The organism is Photobacterium ganghwense, from assembly GCF_003025595.1.
GTDB classification, from domain to species: domain Bacteria; phylum Pseudomonadota; class Gammaproteobacteria; order Enterobacterales; family Vibrionaceae; genus Photobacterium; species Photobacterium ganghwense.
In genome coordinates this window covers 426,951-445,155 of the sequence record NZ_PYMI01000002.1, presented here as the reverse complement: position 1 = coordinate 445,155, position 18,205 = coordinate 426,951, and the positions used below count along the sequence as shown (strand labels likewise).

Genomic DNA, 18,205 nt, shown 5'->3' with positions numbered 1-18,205 from the left:
CAAAAAACAAACACCATGCAAAATAAAATGAATTGTTATCAATATATTTGTTACAAAATATATCTTATTGCGTAATCGGCACCTTCCAAGTCACCAACAGCATTAAATCGCTATATGTTAATGGAAATGATTTCCAATCACTTTAAGTGATACAAATATTTATTGTTCTATCTCCTGCAGCAACGCTTACTTTCACAGAAAAAATAACAAGCACGTCACATTGACACGTTTCCAGGTGTATGTGAATTTAGACTTCACTGTTCACATTTCAGTCTGTTCAAACCGTTGTAAGGCTGTCCACTTCAATTTCAATGAAAGCCCCGGAGATCACATGCTGGCTAATTTTGCCCTTTCTGTCACTGACCTGCTCAGTTTAGGCACGTTCACCATCATGACCTCTGTCGTGGCCGCGGTATTAGGATTTGGCGGAGGCATGCTGCTAATCGCGATCATGCCATTCTACCTGCCGGCTGCTGCCATTATTCCGGTACACGGTGCCACACAAATGGTCAGCAACATCAGCCGGGCGATGTTTTCCTGGCGCGAGGTGTGCTGGTCACTGCTTCCGTCGTACCTCATAGGTGCAATAACCGGTACTCTTCTCGTCGGATTGACTGCCGTTAGTCTGGCAACCGAATACCTTCCCTTGTTTATTGGCAGCTATATATTGATGAACATCTGGCATCAGGGATTTATGCGATGGGTGAGCCGATTTGAATCCATGTTTTTGGCCGGGTTTATTCTGAGCGGCCTGTCACTGTTGGTCGGTGCGCCGGGTCCCCTCTTTCATCCTATGATGATGAAGAAACTGTCCGATAAGAACCACCTTGTGGCCACCACCGCCATGATGATGACCATTGCCCACGGACTAAAGCTGATTCTGTTTGGCTTAGTGGGCTTTAATTACCTGTCGCAATGGCCCTTGCTGACCACCTTAGTACTTTGCGCCATTCTTGGCTCCTGGCTGGGCACACGGGTACGCCACCGCAGCCAGAACCAACATGTCCTGCTGCTGATAAAAATCATTCTCAGCCTGCTGGCCCTCAAAATGATGCTGTCTGTGTGGCTGACTTATCAATAAACTTGCAGCTCAGACTTTCTGGGTAAAACCTCCCGTACGGTTATACACGACTCGTCTCCCCACGGGTTTCAACATCGCATGAAACCCGTGGAAATCCATCAGCACATCGTTACAGCGACGCTCATCAGCAATGTCAGCGGCAGACATCATCGCTTGGTCTTCCTCATCAAAATGAATTCTTCGACCGCTATTGCCTTGGCCATTAACTGATTAATCACTTTGGTCGCATTTCGTTCAGAACAAGTGTGATGATGTGCCCAGATCTCAACACCAAATAGCGTTTTTTTGCCATTACGTGATTTCTTTAATAAGGTTCGCGAGGTTGTCACGTTCGCAAAATAGGATGACTTTCAGATGTTTGGCTGTGCCAACTGCATATTGCTGACTGGCAAGGAATGTGGTCATACAGCAATCATGACGAGGTTCACCTGTTACGTTGCCTCGCGAATGCACCACCCATAACCATGAGTTAATGGTATGACCGGTATCGAGCAAAACCGGTACCCGGAAATACATAACCCATGACAATAAACCAACAACAATAATCAGAATCAATTATGAAAAAGATAGCTATTTCACTTCTCGTTACCTCTGCTCTGGCGTCTGGAGCAGTACACGCAAACGTCGGGGATTACGCCGTTGTGCTTATTCACGGCTTCCAACCGGGGCAACTGCAATCGAAACCTGATGCCACAACGGTAACTCAGGATGGCGCCGCTTACTGGCAAAACTATTGGCTCAGTCAGGCTGATGCCCGAATTGACTGGCCGTCACACGAGCGCATTGCCGATAAAATATCCACCGATTATCTCTGGCCAAAGCTGAAGGAACTGTCCCAGAACGGTACCTGCCAGCCGGGTTGCGTATTAGTGACGCACTCCACCGGGGATTTGGTTGCCCGATACCTGCTGGATAATCAAGCTAACTGGCTGGAAAATGCAGGACTGCAGCCACTGAATATTGTCGCAACGTTTGACTTTGCCGGTGCTGGCGGTGGTTCCGAATTGGGCGATTTAGCCGTTAATATTGCCGAAGGCAGCGGGACCTGGAACAGTTTAATGAAGTCAGCCATTGCCATGTGGCTGGGAGAAACGCCGACCAAAGACAATACCGGCGTGCTCAACGATTTGCGTGTTGCCAATGCCCGCCAACTGGCGGCTTTGCCAGACAGCCGCGTACCCCGCATCCGTTTCGCCGGTGACAGTTCTGACTACCTGGGAACGACCTCCGGCTTTTTGCCAGGCAACGATGACGGGGTCGTCGCCAGCCATTCATCCTGCGGGGCCAGTGTCGCGGGAGACTACAGCAGTTGCTCGGTAAAAGTGGCATTTAACGGCAAGCTGACCGCGCAATCCGGTGGCGTCAGCCAGTTCATGCCCTTCCATTACCCTCTGCTGATGGGCTCGGACTACAGTCACAGCAGCCTGATTCAACAGGCCCACCAAGGTCAGGTGACCACGGCAACAGACAGTGTCACCATGCTAAGTGGTCAGGCGATAAAACCGGAAACCAGCGATGAATGGTACTGGCTCAATGGCAGTTACTATCGCTACGTCAACGGTTCTGAGTCGCAATCGATATCAGAAATTGCACATTCCTATTTGTAATTTCTGCTGATAGAGCTGATCTCAAAGGCTTTGGTTACGACCAAAGCCTTTGTTCGTGTCTGTATGCAAGCGGCTAAAAATTTAGCTTTCGGACATAACTTCAGTGGTACGGTGAGCCTGCAGTATTTTTCATCGGAAACAGTTAACAAATTATAAAATCCGTTTGCCTAATGCTGTTCTCCCCTCGCTTTTATGTGACACTTTTACCGGTCGCTTTACCTTGCGCCATTCACCAGAAGTGTTTTTTCAAAGCCCTTCACCAAGGGCTGGACATCGAAAACTATGAAAAAGAAACCTCTTATTCTTCTTACCGGCGTGGCTGTCGGTGCAGGCATGCTGTTGGTTCAGGACAAACTGGCGAGCCAATCTTCCGCTTCGGCTTCATCCGCAACCGTTGCTTCTTCCGAACACTCGCCTTCTCTGGGTAATAACACGTCTTTGAACGAAAAACCGGCCCATATCAATCAAACACGTCAGGATAATGAAGGCGCACCTAAGCAACCGGCGATAGCAGAGGCCATTTCTGAAGCAGTAACAGACGATGTGATGACAGAGTCTATGACCGAACAGTTTGCTATCTTATCCAGCGCCTATGCTGATGCGCTTAGCTACCCCTCTTACTCTCAGCCTTTAAATCCGCACGATACCCAATGGCTTGAGCCCGAACGCTACAGCACTGTCAGTCTGCCGGTACTGGATGGCGACGCCCAAGCGGCATTGAGCCTTGAAAAATATCGCTTTATTTACCCGGAGCCGATCACTATTTCAGTCTCAGGAACCTTACCTGTGGAGGCCATGACCATTGAGCTGCTGGATGTTGAAACTCACCACATCCTTTTCAAGCAACGGGTTAACGAAGCATCCCTTGAATTACCAGGTAAAACAGACTGGCCGCAGGAAATAAGGGTCAAAGCAACCATTGATTTTACCTCTGGCACTGATGTGTTAACGGCAGATTTTCACTATTACCAGCCAGTCGCTGAAATCACCCAGGTTGAAGCACCTTCCTCAGCCGGTTCCGATATAGCCATTCCGGTCCAGATTCAGGTCGAACAAAGCGGTATCTATCGCATTCGTGCCAATTTGTTCACCCAAAGTGGTCAACCCATCGCAGTGCTGACCGAGAAACAGAGATTGGGAGAAGGAAAACAATCTCTGACACTGAAAGCACACTACAGTGTCTTGAACGGTCACAACGATACATTGGAGCTGCGCACCATGCAGGTTGAAAAGATGTCGGGCTTTCCCGGGGAAAAAGCGCAATACGGAATCAGTCGTCAGGCAATCTGGCCGTTAGGTACCTTCAATACCCGTTTGTTGAAGCAGGCTCCCTATCAACCGAGTGCCGAAGAGCAGCAACGCCTGGATTTCCTGCGTTCAGCGGCCGGCCAGTAACCAGTCAAACAATAAATCGAGTGAGGGATTACTGCTCTGGCCAGGACGCACCAGGTAGTATCCCTTCCCCGAAGGCACACTCAGAGGATGGGGCCTGACCAATCGTCCTGCCGCCAGATCCTGCCTGGCCAGCTCAACATCACCAATTGCAATGCCGAACCCCTGAATGGCTGCACTAACCGCCAAATCCAGCGTCGCAAAGTGCTGGTTCTGAGTCGCAAAGCGCCCGGTAACGTTGGCCTGTTCCAACCACAATTGCCAGTCAGTCTGCTGCGGGGTAGCATGCAGCCAGGTAAACTGGGTAAGCCCATCAATATCAAGTTGCAGGGGCTGAGGTGTAGGGGTAGACGATGTAAGCGATAGCGCACCTGACGCTACGGTTTCCTGCAGCAGCACCGGGGAGCAAACCGGAGCCAGTACTTCTTCAAACAGCAAATAGTTTTTCCCTTCCCGACCCGGTGCCCGATCTGCATAACAGATAGCGGCATCAAATGGTTCTGTCGAAAAATTCACACTGTGCATAATGGCTGAGGTCAGTTCCACATCAATATCCGGGTGAGCCTGCTGGAATGACATTAACTTTGGCAACAACCATGACGTGACGCAGCTGGGTGCCTTCAGTTTGATTTTTAACTTTTCATTGGCGACCTGCTCCACCGCTTTTTGCAATTGCATCATTACCTGCTGCACCAAAGGCAGAAACTCATTACCTTTACGCGTCAAACTCAACCCGCGCGCGTGCCGGTGAAACAGCTTGACCTTCAATTGATCTTCCAACGTCAGAATCTGACGGCTGACGGCTCCCTGCGTCACATTCAGGTGTTTTGCCGCCACGGTGAAATTTAGGTGCTCTGCCGTTACAAGAAACGCTTGCAACTCTCGGGTCGAAGGCATCCGCATCATTTAAACATCCTTTTTAGCCATGCATTTTTCTCATAGCTAGTATGCCGACTTTTCGATTCTTATTTCAATCCAAGTTGTTTAATTTATGTAAACGGGAATATTAAAAAGCCAATTATGAATATCCAACCATAAAGATTGGATTCTGATTGATAATCATGCATATTAGCGAGGTGGTTTGTGTTGTCACTTGCAGATAAATTAGCGCCAGAGGTAGTAAAAAACCTCATACCCTATCAGTCCGCACGTCGTATCGGCGGGAATGGACACATCTGGCTAAATGCCAATGAGCTGGAAGAAAGCGAGCTTTACGGTGAATCAGAGGGCTACAATCGATATCCGGACTTTTTACCGCAAGTTATTGAGCAGGCTTATCTTGACTATAGCAGCCATTTTACGCCTTCGGGGAATCCACTCAGTTGTCAGAGCCGTGCTGTTCGAGGTGCAGATGAGGGCATTGATCTCCTGATCCGAACATTTTGTGAACCTGGCAAGGATCGCATCATCGTTTGTCCGCCAACCTATGCCATGTACGAATTCTGTGCTGATGCATTTGCACTTAAGACCATCAAGGTGCCGCTGATCGAGGGTTTTGGCCTTGATTTGGATGGAATCAAAGAAAATTTGCCACACAGCAAAATGCTGTTTTTATGCTCACCGAACAATCCGACCGGCAACGTCATCCCGCACAGTCACATCATCCAGTTGCTTGAAGCGGCAAAAGAGACAACCCTGATTGTGGTCGATGAGGCTTACATTGAATTTGCGCCGCACACGACGGTAGCGGAACTGATTGCCAGCTACCCGAACCTTATCGTCATCCGTACCTTATCGAAAGCTTTCGGACTGGCTTCGGCTCGCATTGGATTTATCCTGGCCGATCGCAGCGTGATGACTTATTTATCACGCCTTATCGCCCCCTACCCGATTCCGGATCCTAGCGCACGCATCGCCGAAAAAGCGCTGGCTGACAGCGGCATTGCAGCGATGCGGAATCAAACTGAAGCGCTGGTTTCAGTGCGTGACTGGTTTGCCGACGAAGTGGCCTTGCTGCCGTTTGTGGAAGCGGTTTATCCGTCAGCGACCAATTTTGTCCTGATCCGATTTAATACTGACGACTGCCTCTATCGCTATCTGCTGGAACACGGCATAGTGACACGTAATCAGGCCCACGAACCTCAGCTGAAGCGCTGCGTCAGGATCTCTGTCGGTACTCAGGCAAGCATGCAGGAAACACTCAACGCCCTGAAAGCGTTCAAGGCAGCTTCACCACAAAACGCGGCGTGAACGGCGAAGAAGCACAAATCACGAGACATAAACGTATAACAACAAACAGTACGGTATGAAGAGGGATAATATGAAAAAATACGTTGGAATGGGCCTGTTACTGGCTACCACCCTGTTTGCCAATGCCCAGGCCGCCGAGCGTCCGGTCAGACTGGCATCGGACTTTACCTATCCGCCTTTTAATTACAAAGACGAGACAGGCACACCAAAAGGGTTTGATATTGAAATTGCCGATGCGCTGTGTACCGAAGCTCAGCTGAAGTGCGAGTGGATCACCCAGAGCTGGGATGGCCTTATCCCATCGCTGCTGGCCCGTAAGGCAGATGTGATCATGGCTTCCATGCGTATCACCGAAGAACGTAAACAGCGCGTTTTGTTTACCGACAAGTACTATCAGACTCCGGCACGTTTCGTCGCGGCCAAAAGCGCAAATCTGGTGATTGATAAAGCAGGACTGACCGGAAAAACGATCGGTGTTCAGCTTGGCACGATTCACGACCGATACGTCACTGACATGTTCGGGGATGTGGCTAAAATTCAGCGCTATACCGGACAAGATGAAGTGTACATGGACATCCAGTCAGGCCGTCTTGATGCCGTATTTGGCAACTCGGATCAACTTGCCCTTGCGTTTTTAGACAAGCCTCGTGGCGCTGATTACACCTTTGTTGGCGAACCGGTAACGGACACAGCTTACATCGGCGAAGGCACTGCCCTGGCACTGCGTAAGCAGGACAAACAACTGGCTGAGAAATTCAATCAGGCCATTCAGGCCATTCGTGAAAACGGCACTTACGACCGTATCGCCAGCAAATATTTTAAATTCGACATTTACGGCGAGTAATCCCCTTCGATAAATCCAACGCGATGACGGCATATTGCTGGCATCGCGTTGTCTTTCTAATGGCCTTTCACTGTAATCCCAGACTGTTTGCCCCAGCAATATTGCCCCATGGCTCACCTCCAACCCCAATTTTTATACAGCGATACAAGGGTTCAGGAATACGGAGCGGAGCAGCTTTGGGGCGAAAATATCCGGCTATACGTGCGACACCAACTCTTCCCGCAAATGCTCAAGTAACAAGGTCAGCCGCGCCGTGTGCCGCAGCGTCGGTTGGTAGAACATGTACATTTCTACCTGGGGTATCGGGTATTCTTCCAGTAACGGTATCAGACGGCCCCGATCGAGAAGTTCCTGAACCTGGAAAATCGGCTGAAGAGCAATACCGGCACCTTCCAGTGCCGCCGCCAGCATCGCCTGAGTACTGTTAAACGTCATTCGGGATGACACTTTCGGTTCAATCATGCGTCCTTTGTCACTAAAGCTCCAGGGCGTAACCACATGCAACTGGTTATGCTGAAAACACTGATGCCCGACCAACTCCTCCGGATGGCTCGGCTTGCCGTATCGGGCCAGGTATTCCGGCGAGGCGCACGGTATGACCGGGTACGCCCCGACTTTTACTGCCACCAGACTCTCGTAGTTGTTGGAAAACTCACGAAAAATGACATCCACCCCATCCTTGCGCACATCTACCGGCTGGTTATCAAGGACAAGATCCAGCGTCAGAGAGGGATATTTCATCTGGAAGCGGGCCAGTAACGGGGAGAGTAAAGAAATACCAAAATGTACCCCGGACACAATTTTCAGGTGACCATGGGGCTCATGCATTTCCCGGTAAATGTCTTCCTCTGCGGCGGCCAGCTCCGACAAGATGTTCTTGCAGCGCCGGTAGTATTGCTCTCCGGCAGTGGTCTGACTCTGAAACCGAGTTGATTTATTCAACAGCTTTGTGCCCAGCGAGGCTTCCAGCCCGCGGATATGCTTTCCGACCATCTGCGAACTGATGCCTTTTTCCTCGGCAACAGCGGTAAATGAGCCCAGTTCGACCGCCCGGACAAAGATTTCAATACTGGTTAACCGATCCACACCCAGCCCCGATTGGAAACAAAATTTGGATAATTTTAACACTAATTTGAAACCAATAGTTTCAAGTGTTTTCCATATTGACGACTTTATCCTTTACCAACATGTGATTAACATCACACTTGGAAATCTAATCCTGAGTCGACCGGCTCGTCAAATTCCATTGATTCTGCTTAAGAGTGTACGACGTGATGTTTGATCTTCTCGCGATACCCCAAGTCCCCAAAGAGGTCGCTATTGGTGATGTGTACCTGCCACCGCTGATGGTAGCTGGCATCTTGGGGTTAGTCTGCACTTCCCTCACCGTACGGCTGCTGAATAAAGTGCGATGGCACCGGTTTATTGCCAGTCCACCGCTGGTCGAACTGGCTCTGACCGTGCTTTATACCCTCTGGTTCGGCACGTTTGTTTTTCCTTCATGATTGACTGTTGAGAGTATGCCTGTGCTTAAACGTGTTTCCCTGACAACTATTTTATTACTTGCCGCCCTGGCTGCGATTGGCTGGAAATATCAGCAGTACCTCAGCAATCCCTGGACCCGGGACGGTCAGATTCGTGCGCAAGTTATCCAGATCACCCCGCGAGTTACCGGGCCTATCACCCATATTCACATTAAAGACAACAGTGTTGTCAAAGCCGGTGACCTGCTGTTTGAGATAGATCCGCGTACCTATCAGGCTGCGCTGGAAAAAGCGGAAGCCAGCCTGGCTCAGGCCAACGCAATACTGAAAAAGGCACAGGATGAATCCCATCGCGGGCACTCACTTGCCCGCCGTCAGCCTGGCGCGGTCTCCCAGTTAACGCTTACCCAGCTTAATAACGGTGTAGAAGCCGCACGCGCGGGCGTCAAAGTGGCTCAGGCCAGTGTCGAGGAAGCCCGTCTGAATCTGGGCTTTACCAAAGTGTCGGCACCGGTTGACGGCTTCATTACCAATCTGAACATGCGCGTCGGTACTCAGGTGGTCGCCAACCAGCCGGTGGTGGCATTGGTGGATCAGCACAGTTTCTGGATTGAAGGCTTTTTCAAAGAAACAGATATCCGTGACGTTTCTACCGGCGACAAAGCCACCGTGTCTCTGATGTCATACCCGGATCAGCCTCTGCAGGCTACCGTCGAAAGTATCGGCTACGGTATTGCCCATAAAGACGGCAGCACCGGGGTGTCGCTACTGCCAAATGTTACTCCGACATTTCAATGGATTCGTCTGGCCCAGCGGATACCGGTTCGCGTGCAGATTGAGCAGCTGCCGCCAAACATCCAGTTACGGGTCGGCACTTCCGCCTCAATCATCATCCATAAAGTGGCACCGGTGACCATCGAACAAATCGCCCTTAAGACTCAGCGTTAACGTCAGGAGCTATCATGTTTTTCAGCGAACGCAGCAAGCGGCCGATTAAGGTTGCTTCCGCTTTGACACTGGCAATTGTCAGTGCCTTATGGCTCGGTTGGGAGCGCCCGTACTGGGCCGCATTTGCCGTCTTTGTGATGGCGGCAACGGAAACAACCGGCCATTCGCTGCAAAAAGGCCGCCACCGTATTATGGGCACAGTTCTCGGCATGGTGGCTGCTTTTACCCTGGCCGGCCTGTTTGCCCAGCAGCAACTGCCGTTTCTGATCAGTTATTCACTGTTTACTGCCCTGTGTGTCTATCATCAGACCAATCCGAAAAACGGCTACGTCTGGACAATGACCTTTATGGTGGCTTCCCTGATTTTGGTGATGGGGAAGTTTTCCAGTGATCAGACTTTCAACATTGCGGTTCTGCGCCTGCAGGAAACCGTGTTGGGGGTTCTGTCGTTTACCTTGGTGTACAGTCTGCTCTGGCCTAGCTCCAGCCGTCAGGTGCTGACCAGTACGCTGCAAGGGTATTACGCTACTCAGGCAACACACCTCCAAGCCGCGTTAGAGCAATTGGCAGAAACCGGTACATTCAGTCACAGCCTGTCTGTCGGTGACAGCATTAAGCGCCTGACCCGACTGGAGGATCTGATTTCCGCGGCCCAGGCCGACAGTTACCATATCGCCAGCACCAAACAGCTCTGGCAGCACTATCTGGCACAGATGAACCAATGGGCTTTACTGTGCGGCCACTTATCCGAAGCTTCAGCACTTCTGCCTACGCCATTGCCGGAAAGTGCTCAGGCGGATATTCACGATCTGTTGCTACGGCTTGAGCAACGTACCCGCCGTGCCGAGAGCTTGCTGTCTGGCGGCGGCGCAGGCGTAAATCCCCTGCCACAGCAAAGTACCCTTAGCCAGCAGCCACAGGAGCTGTCTCATCATCACGGGGCACTGCGAATGCTGGAAAATGTCCTGACCAAAATTGATCGGCTGCACCACGAGATGCTAAACACCCTTGAAGCCATCATGCTGGATAAGGCAAGAGCGCAACCAGCGACAAAAGCAAAGCCTGCCGGATGGCGATTTATGCCTGAAAATGCCATCAATGCATTAAAGATCACGGTGATTTTGTGGATATGTATCGTGTTATGGCTGTATGTCCCGATGCCGGGTGGCGCGCTGATCGTATTACTGGGGGGAATTCTGGGTAGTGTGATCCTGACACTGCCGTTTATCAGCACCAGCGTGCTGCTCAGAAGCATTATGATGTGGTCTGGAATCATGCTGGCGCAGTATGTTTTTCTGATGCCATTGATGTCAGAGGTGTGGCAACTGGGTGCCTTCTACTTTTTGAATGCCTTCCTGATCTGGTATGTTTTCCACCAGCCACAGCAGATTATTCAGCGCTTACTGGGTTCTCAGATTCTGGCGATCATGACCAGCAGTGCCATGCAGTTGAATCCGGTCTATGACATTAATCTGGCTCTGCTGCAACTCATGCTGATTGCAATCAGTATGTTGGTCATTTTTCTGGTTAACCATACCTTGTTTCCAGCCACCGCGGAGCATGTGTTGCTACGGGAACTGAAACGGTTTCGCCTTGGTCTGTTGCATCGACTCACAGTGATGAGCCGTGCCGCCGATAAGCCACAACCTACCTGGCTGGCTTTCAGTCAGACTCCGTTGCGTTCCGCCACGATGGCTGAAGTGGCCTCTACCCGGGTGAACTGGCCAGCTTTCCCTGATGTTGCGCCAGCAAATATTCGCCAGCTGATTGAAGAAAGCTACACTTTGTGCGTTCACTTTCACGCATTCCAGGATAGTTACCAGACATGGTTGGCGCATAGCCGCAATACCGGTATCGAGCGATTACTCAAACACACACTTGAGGAGTTGGCCAGTTTGCTGGATACACCATTGCTGAATGAATCTCAGCATGATCTATCATCAGTGCACACTCATCATGCTGAAGCGAGTGCCATCAACGAGCACGAACAAAAACTGGATGCAATGTCAGACAAACTCCAGCAGTATCTGGCAGGTTTTGACAAACACTCCGTCTTGCAACTGACCTTAACGCCGGCGCAAGCCGATCAAAGTTATCAGTTGCTGACGTCTTTACTGCTGCTGGCCAAGTCAATGCGTAAAATTAGCCATTACACACACATTAGCCAGTTGAATCAGTTAAAATTGTCACCGTTTTCACTGTAATGGATAAAACCCAGTGTTAATAGCCCAATAAAGCGAAACCCTGACAAGTGATAAACTATCGTAAACAAGTCAGAATAATTAAATCGCCCCTAAGCCAAACAGAAAGTATCCGCTAGAAAAAATAAAAGTAACAACAAAAAACAATGATAAATAAAGGCATCAACATTGATGCCTTTATTTGCTTTCATCACCATCAAAATTTCCCAACGCAAGATACGTTATTTTAAAGTTGTCACTTTACAATAATTTAAAAACATTCCCATAAAATAGAAGTATAAATCCACCACAATACTTAACCACTAAAAAGTTATACCAATATGATTGAGAATTTCGCCATTCCTTATTATTAAAACTGAGACAAATAAGAGTGACTGATCATTTAAAATCTTCATAACGAAATTAACTGATTATTGCTTATGAAAAGGTATCCTGCTGCTGTGTTGTTGCTGCTATTGACAGGTTGTAACGACTCAGATAATTCATCTGAGAATACGTCTTCAACCGATGACACAATAGACACCACATCCCCAATTAATGTAACTGAAAAAGATACCGACTCATCAGTGTTTATTTCTGATTTAGACGTCGGGTTAGACATTGATTTCCTTTCCAGCGTCTCATTTACCATTCAGCCCATGCCCGGTACGTTTTCCAAACCCATCAAGGCCACCTTCACGCCTGATGCCCTCACAGCTACAGAAAGTGGCTTTCTTTTGCCTGTTTTCGGGCTTTACAGCGGCTATGACAACCAGGTCACTGTTGATATTACATTGACCGACGGATCCACGCGCTCCGTGTCAACACAGATTACAACCAGCGAATATATTGATCCCAATGGCAGTTACGACAATCTGCAAATCAACAAAAAACTGGATACCAACAACATCGCTTTTAGCTATCTCCATCTTGAAAATAATACGGATCAAGGCCCTATCATAGTGGATGTTGACGGCAATGTGCGCTGGACAGCCAATACTCCAACAAGTGATTATCGTTACGCATTATTTGAAAACGGACGTTTTATCATTCAGGATAATGATGAGCTGGTGTATCTTTCCCTGACCGGTGATGAAGAAAGGTTAAAAATTACCTCCAGTCAACTGACACAGATTAGACCACACCACGAAACCTCAAAAGGAAAAACCGGCTATTTCTTAAATGTAGACACCACAAAAAACGGCAATAATTTGGTCGAATCCGTGTTATTAGAAGTCGATCAGAATGGGAATGAAATTGATCACTGGGATTTTGGCGAAATCATTTCAACGCATTTGACAGAAAACAGCGAAGATCCGTCAGATTTCATCCGTAATGGTATTGACTGGTTTCACATGAACTCTGCGATTTATTCCCCTGACGATGACAGTATTATAGTGTCCAGCCGGGAAAACTTTGTCGTTAAAATCGATTACGCCAGCAAAAAAATGAAATGGTTACTGGGCGATGAAACTAAACACTGGTTCGTCAATCATCCTTCACTGCAGCCTCTGTCGCTAACTTCGAGCGACACGAAACCTATTGGCCAGCACGCGTTATCGATTGTCAATGGTGAACTCATGCTGTTTAACAATGGGCAACTGAGTTTCAATCAACCCGCTGGCGCGCCGACAGGCATTGCATTAGCCTCCAGTTTAGCCATGTCCTTTGCCATCGATGAATCGTCCATGACGGCAGACGCCACCTGGATATACGATGCCGGTATTTTCAGTGATATTTGTTCAAGCGTATACAAAAGCGGGGACAATTATCTGATCACCTACTCCGCCGTTGATCGCACTAATGACAACCCTAGTCGGGTCGTCATTCGGGCTATCGACAGCAGCGAGCTAATCCTGTTTGAAATTGAACTGGACGGCACATGCCGACCCTGGAACACCAATTATGTCGAGCTGAGTAATCTGACTTATCAGTAATTCATCCTTACTTACTATAAGTTAACGACCGGATTAGCGGTGCTGGAAACAGATGGAAGAGGAAAGCTGGTCTCCGATAGGTTTCCAGCGTTCCTGAAAGGCTTCAAAGTCATGGTGCGGAATGAATTTCTTCGCTGAGAGGTTACCTTTCAGATACACTTCTTCTAAGGCCCAAACATGGTGATCAGCATAGATCCCCCAGGACTTAGCCCCATCGCTCAGCTCCGCAAAAGAAAGCGGCATCACCGTCAGATAAGATCGAATGAAAGCCAGTGAGCGTTCAACATCCATCTGGAACATATACATACAGGCCCTGACAACTTCATACCCGAGCGGCATTCGTCCGACCAAATCCCAGTCGATAATCCCCGATACCTGATTCGAACCGTCGAAAAAGACATTGTAGTGATGATAATCACCATGAATCAGTTTCAGCGGAGAGGTCGGGGTATGATAGTGTAAGCTTCGCGAACTTGCCAAATACGCTTTCTGTCGGATGGCGCGCCGTAACGCCCAAGCATCAGTCCCACGCGGTAAGCGGTACAATGGGTTTAACGGCAGCGGTTTTATAGGCGCTTGCCGCTGGATTAACGATAACGGTTGGATTGGCAATAGCGGTTGAGAGAGCGGTTTAAAGAGCGCTTGGAATAGAGCTCGCGACGGTAAGCGCTGTTCGATTGCCTCGATAACTTTTTCCAGCCGGCGGACCCATTCCCGCTGCGGCCAGCGCAGAGTAATCGTCGAATACTCAGACAGCTCGCTTTCAGAACACGCTTGATTTAATGCGTAATGCAACCGTCCCAACGCTTCCCCAGCTGAACAGGCATGATCCAGCGTCAGCTGACAAGCAGGCACTGATTGGCCCCGCGCTTCAGGAAATAAGGCGAAGTAATGGCCATCCAGCGAAACCAGCGTTTCGCCCGCAGACGACGTCACGGGAACAACAACAGTCTCAAGAGTACTGGCAAGGGAACACAAAAGCCGGTGCTCGCGCTGAATTTTCGAGACATCCTGAGTGCGATATTGCCGAAGATACCAGACGGGCAATACGGCCTCCGGCTCACCATGTACCCGAAAAACATGATTCGTTGCGCCAACCGCAACGGGTTCCAGCATGCTGTGCTCAGGCACTTGCGGCCAATGAGCCAGCACGAGGCGCAACTTCGCCGCCAGTGATTCCCATTCCAGACAAGATTCCGTTCTTGTTTCCATGTAGGTCATTTTCCCGTTTAAAGGCGTGCCCTTCGCCTTGTATCTGAAATTCAAACCTTATGAAAATTCAAACGGTATGTAAAACCACAATAGCCAAGCGTGTTGATCAAACAGAGCATCATCAGGCCTCGGCTTACGGCTTACGGCTTACGGCTTACGAATAACAGATAACACTGCCGTCACCACCAGTCCCACACCCAGCCCAACCAAAAGCGAACCAACAAATCCAAAAACGGATTCCGGTAGAAAAAAGAAGCCTACACCCAAACCGATGATCACACCGCCGCCAATGGCCCAAGTGCTCTTATCTTCGTTTTGCATTGCCATATTCTTTACTCTCGACTCTTTGATCCGCTAATTGCTGCGCTGACACACACAAACCCACGACGTACTTGAACTCAGCATGGCATCCAGGACATAGCAATCAGAGCATACAACCAAGCTCCTCATTCCGGGGCCTCGCCCCGAGAAACAATAAACACCCGCCCATTTTTAAGCGTAGGTTGTTCGCTGAAATCACGCAGGGATTCCCCACCACGGCATGGCTAACCCAGCAGGTAACAATCACAACGTGTTCCGAGTGCAACGATTAAACGATAGTGAGTGGCGACCCCTGCTTTACGGCCCGAATCGCCAGGTTCGTATTGATGTCCTGCACCATATTCAGGGTTTGCAGCTTACGCATAAAAGACTCATAGTGAGGTAAGTCCTTACTGACAACCTCCAACAGGTAATCGTATGAGCCGGAAATCACGTGGCAACTAATCACCTCTGTCATCTCAGCGATTGCTTCTTCAAACGCATCAATAACCTGATCCCGGTGATTACTGAGCCGGACATTGACAAAAAAGGTCATCATCAGCCCCATTTTCTTCCTGTCCAGCTTGACCTGATAGCCTGCGATAACGCCATCCGATTCCAGTTTGCGGATACGGCGGGCACAGGGAGAAACAGAGAGCCCGACAGCATCGGCAATATCCGCCGTCGTCTTGCGCACATCGCTTTGCAACTCCATCAGTATTTGTTTGTCTTTCTTGTCCATTTCGACACCATCGTTAAGTTCCATCTCATATTTTGGCAATAATTATCAAAAAATAATCTTATTTTGGTAATCATCATCAATATTAGATGTTCAAAGCAGACTTTTTGCCAACATTAACCCGTTTACATTTTCCATAATAAGTTCCTGACACCTTCTTATAGAAATAACATCAGGACTAAACAATGGAACGTTTAACCACTAAGGATACCTTGTTAGGTATCACGGCCATGCTGGCCACTCTCCTGATTTGGTCGAGCTTTTTTATCTCATTGCGCGCATCCAGCGAATCTGACCTGACCATTGGGGATATTGCCCTGCTGCGCTTTGTACCGGCAGCTCTCGTCTTTGGCTATCTCAGCCGCCATTCTCTGCGAAAAATACAAACCACCCCGAAACGCTACCTGTTGGCTATCGGCTGGGGAGCCGGTTTACCCTTCTTAATGCTGGCCGCTAATGGCCTGCATCTGGCCCCTGTTGCCGATGGCGCATCACTGATTCCGGGCATCTTGCCATTGTTTGTCTCCTCCATTGCCGCGTTTTGCTATAAAGAACGCATTTCAGCTTCCCGTAAAACCGGTATCGGTCTGATTGTGGTAGGCATCAGCTTATTCGTGACCCATTCACTGTTCAGTGGCCAAACCGACGTCGTACAGGGACATGGATTGCTGTTACTGGCCAGTTTCAGTTGGGCCTGGTTTACCGTCGCCATGCGGGTTAGCGGTCTGACGCCTGTCACCGGCGGCTTGGTACTGGCAGGTTCGGCATGCCTGCTGCTACCTGTGTTTCATGGTCTGGGCTGGGTAACATTCAATCTGTTCTCTGCACCGCTCAGCGACATTATGGTGCATCTGCTAATTCAAGGTGTGGCTGTGGGCGTTCTGGCCAACTTCAGCTATGGCTTTGCCATTTCACGACTGGGCGCTGAGATGAGCGCCGCGCTGGGCTCGTTTACCCCTGTGGTTGCCGCACTGCTGGCAGCGGCCATATTCCATGAAGCGTTATCGACAACCACGCTGCTGGCAATGAGCTGCATCATCTGCGGCGCGCTGGCAGCCAGCGAACTCATTCCCCTTAAGGGGAAACTAAAGCAACCCGGCTGGCTGAATCGCTTGCGCTGGCAACGATAACCTCTCGCGCAGTGGCGGCTGCGCGAGATCTTAAGTGGTTTTTGCCACGAGGTTGTCTCTTCAGTATTTCCCCAATCAGCATCGTCGATGTCTGGGTGCATACCTGTCTACATTAATCCATCTGCATATAGGTTTCATGGGAGTGTCGAGTTGATCACAAAAGTTGATTACAATAGACGCCGTTGACCTCGACGCTCCCAAGACTTTTACGGTGGATTTTCAGATGTACAAACTCGTTGCTCTCGACATGGACGGCACCCTGCTGACCTCACAGAAAACACTCTCTCCCCGGACGAAGCAAGCCATTGCCGCTGCTCGTGACCAAGGCGTACACGTTGTTCTGGCATCAGGACGACCGTTAGAAGGCATGCTCCGTTATTTGGAAGAATTGGGCATGACCAGCGACAAGGATTTTGTACTGAGCTACAACGCATCCCTGGTGCAACAGGTGAAAAGCCGGACGATTTTGCGCAAGCAAATCATGACAGGCCGTGATGCGAAAAACATCGCTGCCCTGGCTCGCGATTTGGGTACGTTTGTGCATGCATTTTCAACGACTCGCGGCCTGATCACGCCGCAAAGCAACGCTTTTACTGACCATGAGGCAGACATCAATCAGGTAAGTGCCACCGTGATCGATTTTGCCGACCTGCCGGATGATGAAGAGATTATCAAGGTGATGATGGTGGCAGAGCCAGAAATACTGTCAGCCGCAATTCGCCAACTGCCGGAAGTCGTCACTGAACAATACACCGTCGTACAGAGTGCCCCGTTCTTCCTGGAACTGCTTAACCCAAACAGCAATAAAGGGACAGGTGTCGCAATGTTAGCCGAGCATTTGGGCATTGATGCCAGCGAAGTCATTTGCATGGGCGATGCCGGAAATGATCACCACATGATTCGCTATGCCGGACTGGGAGTGGCTATGGGCAACGCGACAGAAGACACCAAAGCTCTGGCGAACCACATTACCGATACCAACGACAACGACGGTGTCGCCAAAGTGATCGAGCAGTTTATCCTGAATCGCTAATCATAGGACATGAGTGACGGCCAGTATTACTGGTTGTCACACGCCGGGTTCACAAACTCTAAGCGTATTGAGCACGCCGGACTGCTCTGGCTTATCTGACAGGGCTGTTTGAATCATCCACTTGAAGG

17 protein-coding genes are annotated in these 18,205 nt (G+C 49.6%); 11 read left to right on the top strand and 6 right to left on the bottom strand.

The features are described 5' to 3' along the window. Positions 1 to 331 precede the first annotated feature (331 nt). The gene (locus C9I92_RS07840; protein WP_047887704.1) at positions 332 to 1,081 is read left to right on the top strand and encodes a sulfite exporter TauE/SafE family protein; all 750 of its coding nucleotides are present in this window, start codon (positions 332 to 334) and stop codon (positions 1,079 to 1,081) included. A 9-nt stretch (positions 1,082 to 1,090) separates the two neighbouring features. Here the strand turns inward: C9I92_RS07840 and C9I92_RS25385 are convergent, their stop codons facing one another. After that, complete coding sequence (locus C9I92_RS25385; RefSeq protein ID WP_157038334.1) at positions 1,091 to 1,231, bottom strand: hypothetical protein; 141 nt, start codon at positions 1,229 to 1,231, stop codon at positions 1,091 to 1,093. Positions 1,232 to 1,638: 407 nt separating this feature from the next. Here C9I92_RS25385 and C9I92_RS07830 point away from each other — a divergent pair, with 407 nt between their 5' ends. Together C9I92_RS07830 and C9I92_RS07825 are read left to right on the top strand one after the other, a co-directional pair. Continuing rightward, positions 1,639 to 2,688, top strand: coding sequence for a hypothetical protein (locus C9I92_RS07830; protein WP_047887702.1), 1,050 nt, complete (start codon positions 1,639 to 1,641; stop codon positions 2,686 to 2,688). A gap of 282 nt (positions 2,689 to 2,970) precedes the next feature. After that, positions 2,971 to 4,083, top strand: a complete 1,113-nt coding sequence (locus tag C9I92_RS07825) for a hypothetical protein (protein WP_053061949.1) — start codon at positions 2,971 to 2,973, stop codon at positions 4,081 to 4,083. Here C9I92_RS07825 and C9I92_RS07820 read toward each other — a convergent pair. Beyond that, entirely contained in the window at positions 4,066 to 4,983 is a 918-nt protein-coding gene (locus C9I92_RS07820) for a LysR family transcriptional regulator (RefSeq protein ID WP_422894371.1), read from the bottom strand. The two genes, C9I92_RS07825 and C9I92_RS07820, sit on opposite strands and share 18 nt — an antisense overlap. A gap of 180 nt (positions 4,984 to 5,163) precedes the next feature. Here C9I92_RS07820 and hisC point away from each other — a divergent pair, with 180 nt between their 5' ends. Next, the gene (gene hisC, locus C9I92_RS07815) at positions 5,164 to 6,270 is read left to right on the top strand and encodes a histidinol-phosphate transaminase (RefSeq protein ID WP_047887700.1); all 1,107 of its coding nucleotides are present in this window, start codon (positions 5,164 to 5,166) and stop codon (positions 6,268 to 6,270) included. Positions 6,271 to 6,340: 70 nt separating this feature from the next. Next, entirely contained in the window at positions 6,341 to 7,114 is a 774-nt protein-coding gene (locus tag C9I92_RS07810) for an ABC transporter substrate-binding protein (protein WP_047887699.1), read from the top strand. Positions 7,115 to 7,309: 195 nt separating this feature from the next. Here the strand turns inward: C9I92_RS07810 and C9I92_RS07805 are convergent, their stop codons facing one another. After that, complete coding sequence (locus C9I92_RS07805; protein WP_047887742.1) at positions 7,310 to 8,200, bottom strand: LysR family transcriptional regulator; 891 nt, start codon at positions 8,198 to 8,200, stop codon at positions 7,310 to 7,312. Positions 8,201 to 8,388: 188 nt separating this feature from the next. Here C9I92_RS07805 and C9I92_RS07800 point away from each other — a divergent pair, with 188 nt between their 5' ends. The 4 genes from C9I92_RS07800 (at position 8,389) to C9I92_RS07785 (ending at position 13,663) form a co-directional block, all read left to right on the top strand. Next, complete coding sequence (locus C9I92_RS07800) at positions 8,389 to 8,619, top strand: DUF1656 domain-containing protein (RefSeq protein WP_047887698.1); 231 nt, start codon at positions 8,389 to 8,391, stop codon at positions 8,617 to 8,619. A gap of 21 nt (positions 8,620 to 8,640) precedes the next feature. Continuing rightward, positions 8,641 to 9,546 (top strand): HlyD family secretion protein, encoded by a 906-nt coding sequence (locus tag C9I92_RS07795; protein WP_047887741.1) that lies wholly within the window; start codon positions 8,641 to 8,643, stop codon positions 9,544 to 9,546. A 14-nt stretch (positions 9,547 to 9,560) separates the two neighbouring features. Continuing rightward, entirely contained in the window at positions 9,561 to 11,750 is a 2,190-nt protein-coding gene (locus C9I92_RS07790; protein WP_047887697.1) for an FUSC family protein, read from the top strand. Positions 11,751 to 12,166: 416 nt separating this feature from the next. After that, positions 12,167 to 13,663: an aryl-sulfate sulfotransferase gene (locus C9I92_RS07785; protein WP_053061948.1), complete on the top strand. Its 1,497-nt coding sequence runs from the start codon at positions 12,167 to 12,169 to the stop codon at positions 13,661 to 13,663. A 33-nt stretch (positions 13,664 to 13,696) separates the two neighbouring features. On the opposite strand, the gene C9I92_RS07780 is transcribed toward C9I92_RS07785, so the two are convergent. The 3 genes from C9I92_RS07780 to C9I92_RS07775 all read right to left on the bottom strand — a co-directional run bounded on the left by C9I92_RS07780 (position 13,697) and on the right by C9I92_RS07775 (position 15,917). Beyond that, positions 13,697 to 14,875 (bottom strand): phosphotransferase enzyme family protein, encoded by a 1,179-nt coding sequence (locus C9I92_RS07780; protein ID WP_169776059.1) that lies wholly within the window; start codon positions 14,873 to 14,875, stop codon positions 13,697 to 13,699. A 147-nt stretch (positions 14,876 to 15,022) separates the two neighbouring features. Then, positions 15,023 to 15,196: a hypothetical protein gene (locus tag C9I92_RS25380; RefSeq protein ID WP_169776058.1), complete on the bottom strand. Its 174-nt coding sequence runs from the start codon at positions 15,194 to 15,196 to the stop codon at positions 15,023 to 15,025. A gap of 268 nt (positions 15,197 to 15,464) precedes the next feature. Further along, positions 15,465 to 15,917 (bottom strand): Lrp/AsnC family transcriptional regulator, encoded by a 453-nt coding sequence (locus C9I92_RS07775; protein WP_047887738.1) that lies wholly within the window; start codon positions 15,915 to 15,917, stop codon positions 15,465 to 15,467. Positions 15,918 to 16,099: 182 nt separating this feature from the next. Here C9I92_RS07775 and C9I92_RS07770 point away from each other — a divergent pair, with 182 nt between their 5' ends. Beyond that, the gene (locus C9I92_RS07770) at positions 16,100 to 17,044 is read left to right on the top strand and encodes a DMT family transporter (RefSeq protein WP_047887696.1); all 945 of its coding nucleotides are present in this window, start codon (positions 16,100 to 16,102) and stop codon (positions 17,042 to 17,044) included. Between the two features lie 223 nt (positions 17,045 to 17,267). Beyond that, a complete protein-coding gene (yidA, locus tag C9I92_RS07765; RefSeq protein WP_047887695.1) occupies positions 17,268 to 18,077 on the top strand; it encodes a sugar-phosphatase in 810 nt (269 codons plus the stop codon). Positions 18,078 to 18,205: the final 128 nt, after the last annotated feature.

What these genes read in the sequence shown, in the direction of transcription:
- C9I92_RS07840 (WP_047887704.1), top strand. Translation starts at nt 332, where the DNA reads ATGCTGGCTAATTTTGCCCTTTCTGTCACTGACCTGCTCAGTTTAGGC.
- C9I92_RS25385 (WP_157038334.1), bottom strand. Translation starts at nt 1,231, where the DNA reads ATGATGTCTGCCGCTGACATTGCTGATGAGCGTCGCTGTAACGATGTG.
- C9I92_RS07830 (WP_047887702.1), top strand. Translation starts at nt 1,639, where the DNA reads ATGAAAAAGATAGCTATTTCACTTCTCGTTACCTCTGCTCTGGCGTCT.
- C9I92_RS07825 (WP_053061949.1), top strand. Translation starts at nt 2,971, where the DNA reads ATGAAAAAGAAACCTCTTATTCTTCTTACCGGCGTGGCTGTCGGTGCA.
- C9I92_RS07820 (WP_422894371.1), bottom strand. Translation starts at nt 4,983, where the DNA reads ATGCGGATGCCTTCGACCCGAGAGTTGCAAGCGTTTCTTGTAACGGCA.
- C9I92_RS07810 (WP_047887699.1), top strand. Translation starts at nt 6,341, where the DNA reads ATGAAAAAATACGTTGGAATGGGCCTGTTACTGGCTACCACCCTGTTT.
- C9I92_RS07800 (WP_047887698.1), top strand. Translation starts at nt 8,389, where the DNA reads ATGTTTGATCTTCTCGCGATACCCCAAGTCCCCAAAGAGGTCGCTATT.
- C9I92_RS07790 (WP_047887697.1), top strand. Translation starts at nt 9,561, where the DNA reads ATGTTTTTCAGCGAACGCAGCAAGCGGCCGATTAAGGTTGCTTCCGCT.
- C9I92_RS07785 (WP_053061948.1), top strand. Translation starts at nt 12,167, where the DNA reads ATGAAAAGGTATCCTGCTGCTGTGTTGTTGCTGCTATTGACAGGTTGT.
- C9I92_RS07780 (WP_169776059.1), bottom strand. Translation starts at nt 14,875, where the DNA reads ATGGAAACAAGAACGGAATCTTGTCTGGAATGGGAATCACTGGCGGCG.
- C9I92_RS25380 (WP_169776058.1), bottom strand. Translation starts at nt 15,196, where the DNA reads ATGCAAAACGAAGATAAGAGCACTTGGGCCATTGGCGGCGGTGTGATC.
- C9I92_RS07775 (WP_047887738.1), bottom strand. Translation starts at nt 15,917, where the DNA reads ATGGACAAGAAAGACAAACAAATACTGATGGAGTTGCAAAGCGATGTG.
- C9I92_RS07770 (WP_047887696.1), top strand. Translation starts at nt 16,100, where the DNA reads ATGGAACGTTTAACCACTAAGGATACCTTGTTAGGTATCACGGCCATG.
- yidA (WP_047887695.1), top strand. Translation starts at nt 17,268, where the DNA reads ATGTACAAACTCGTTGCTCTCGACATGGACGGCACCCTGCTGACCTCA.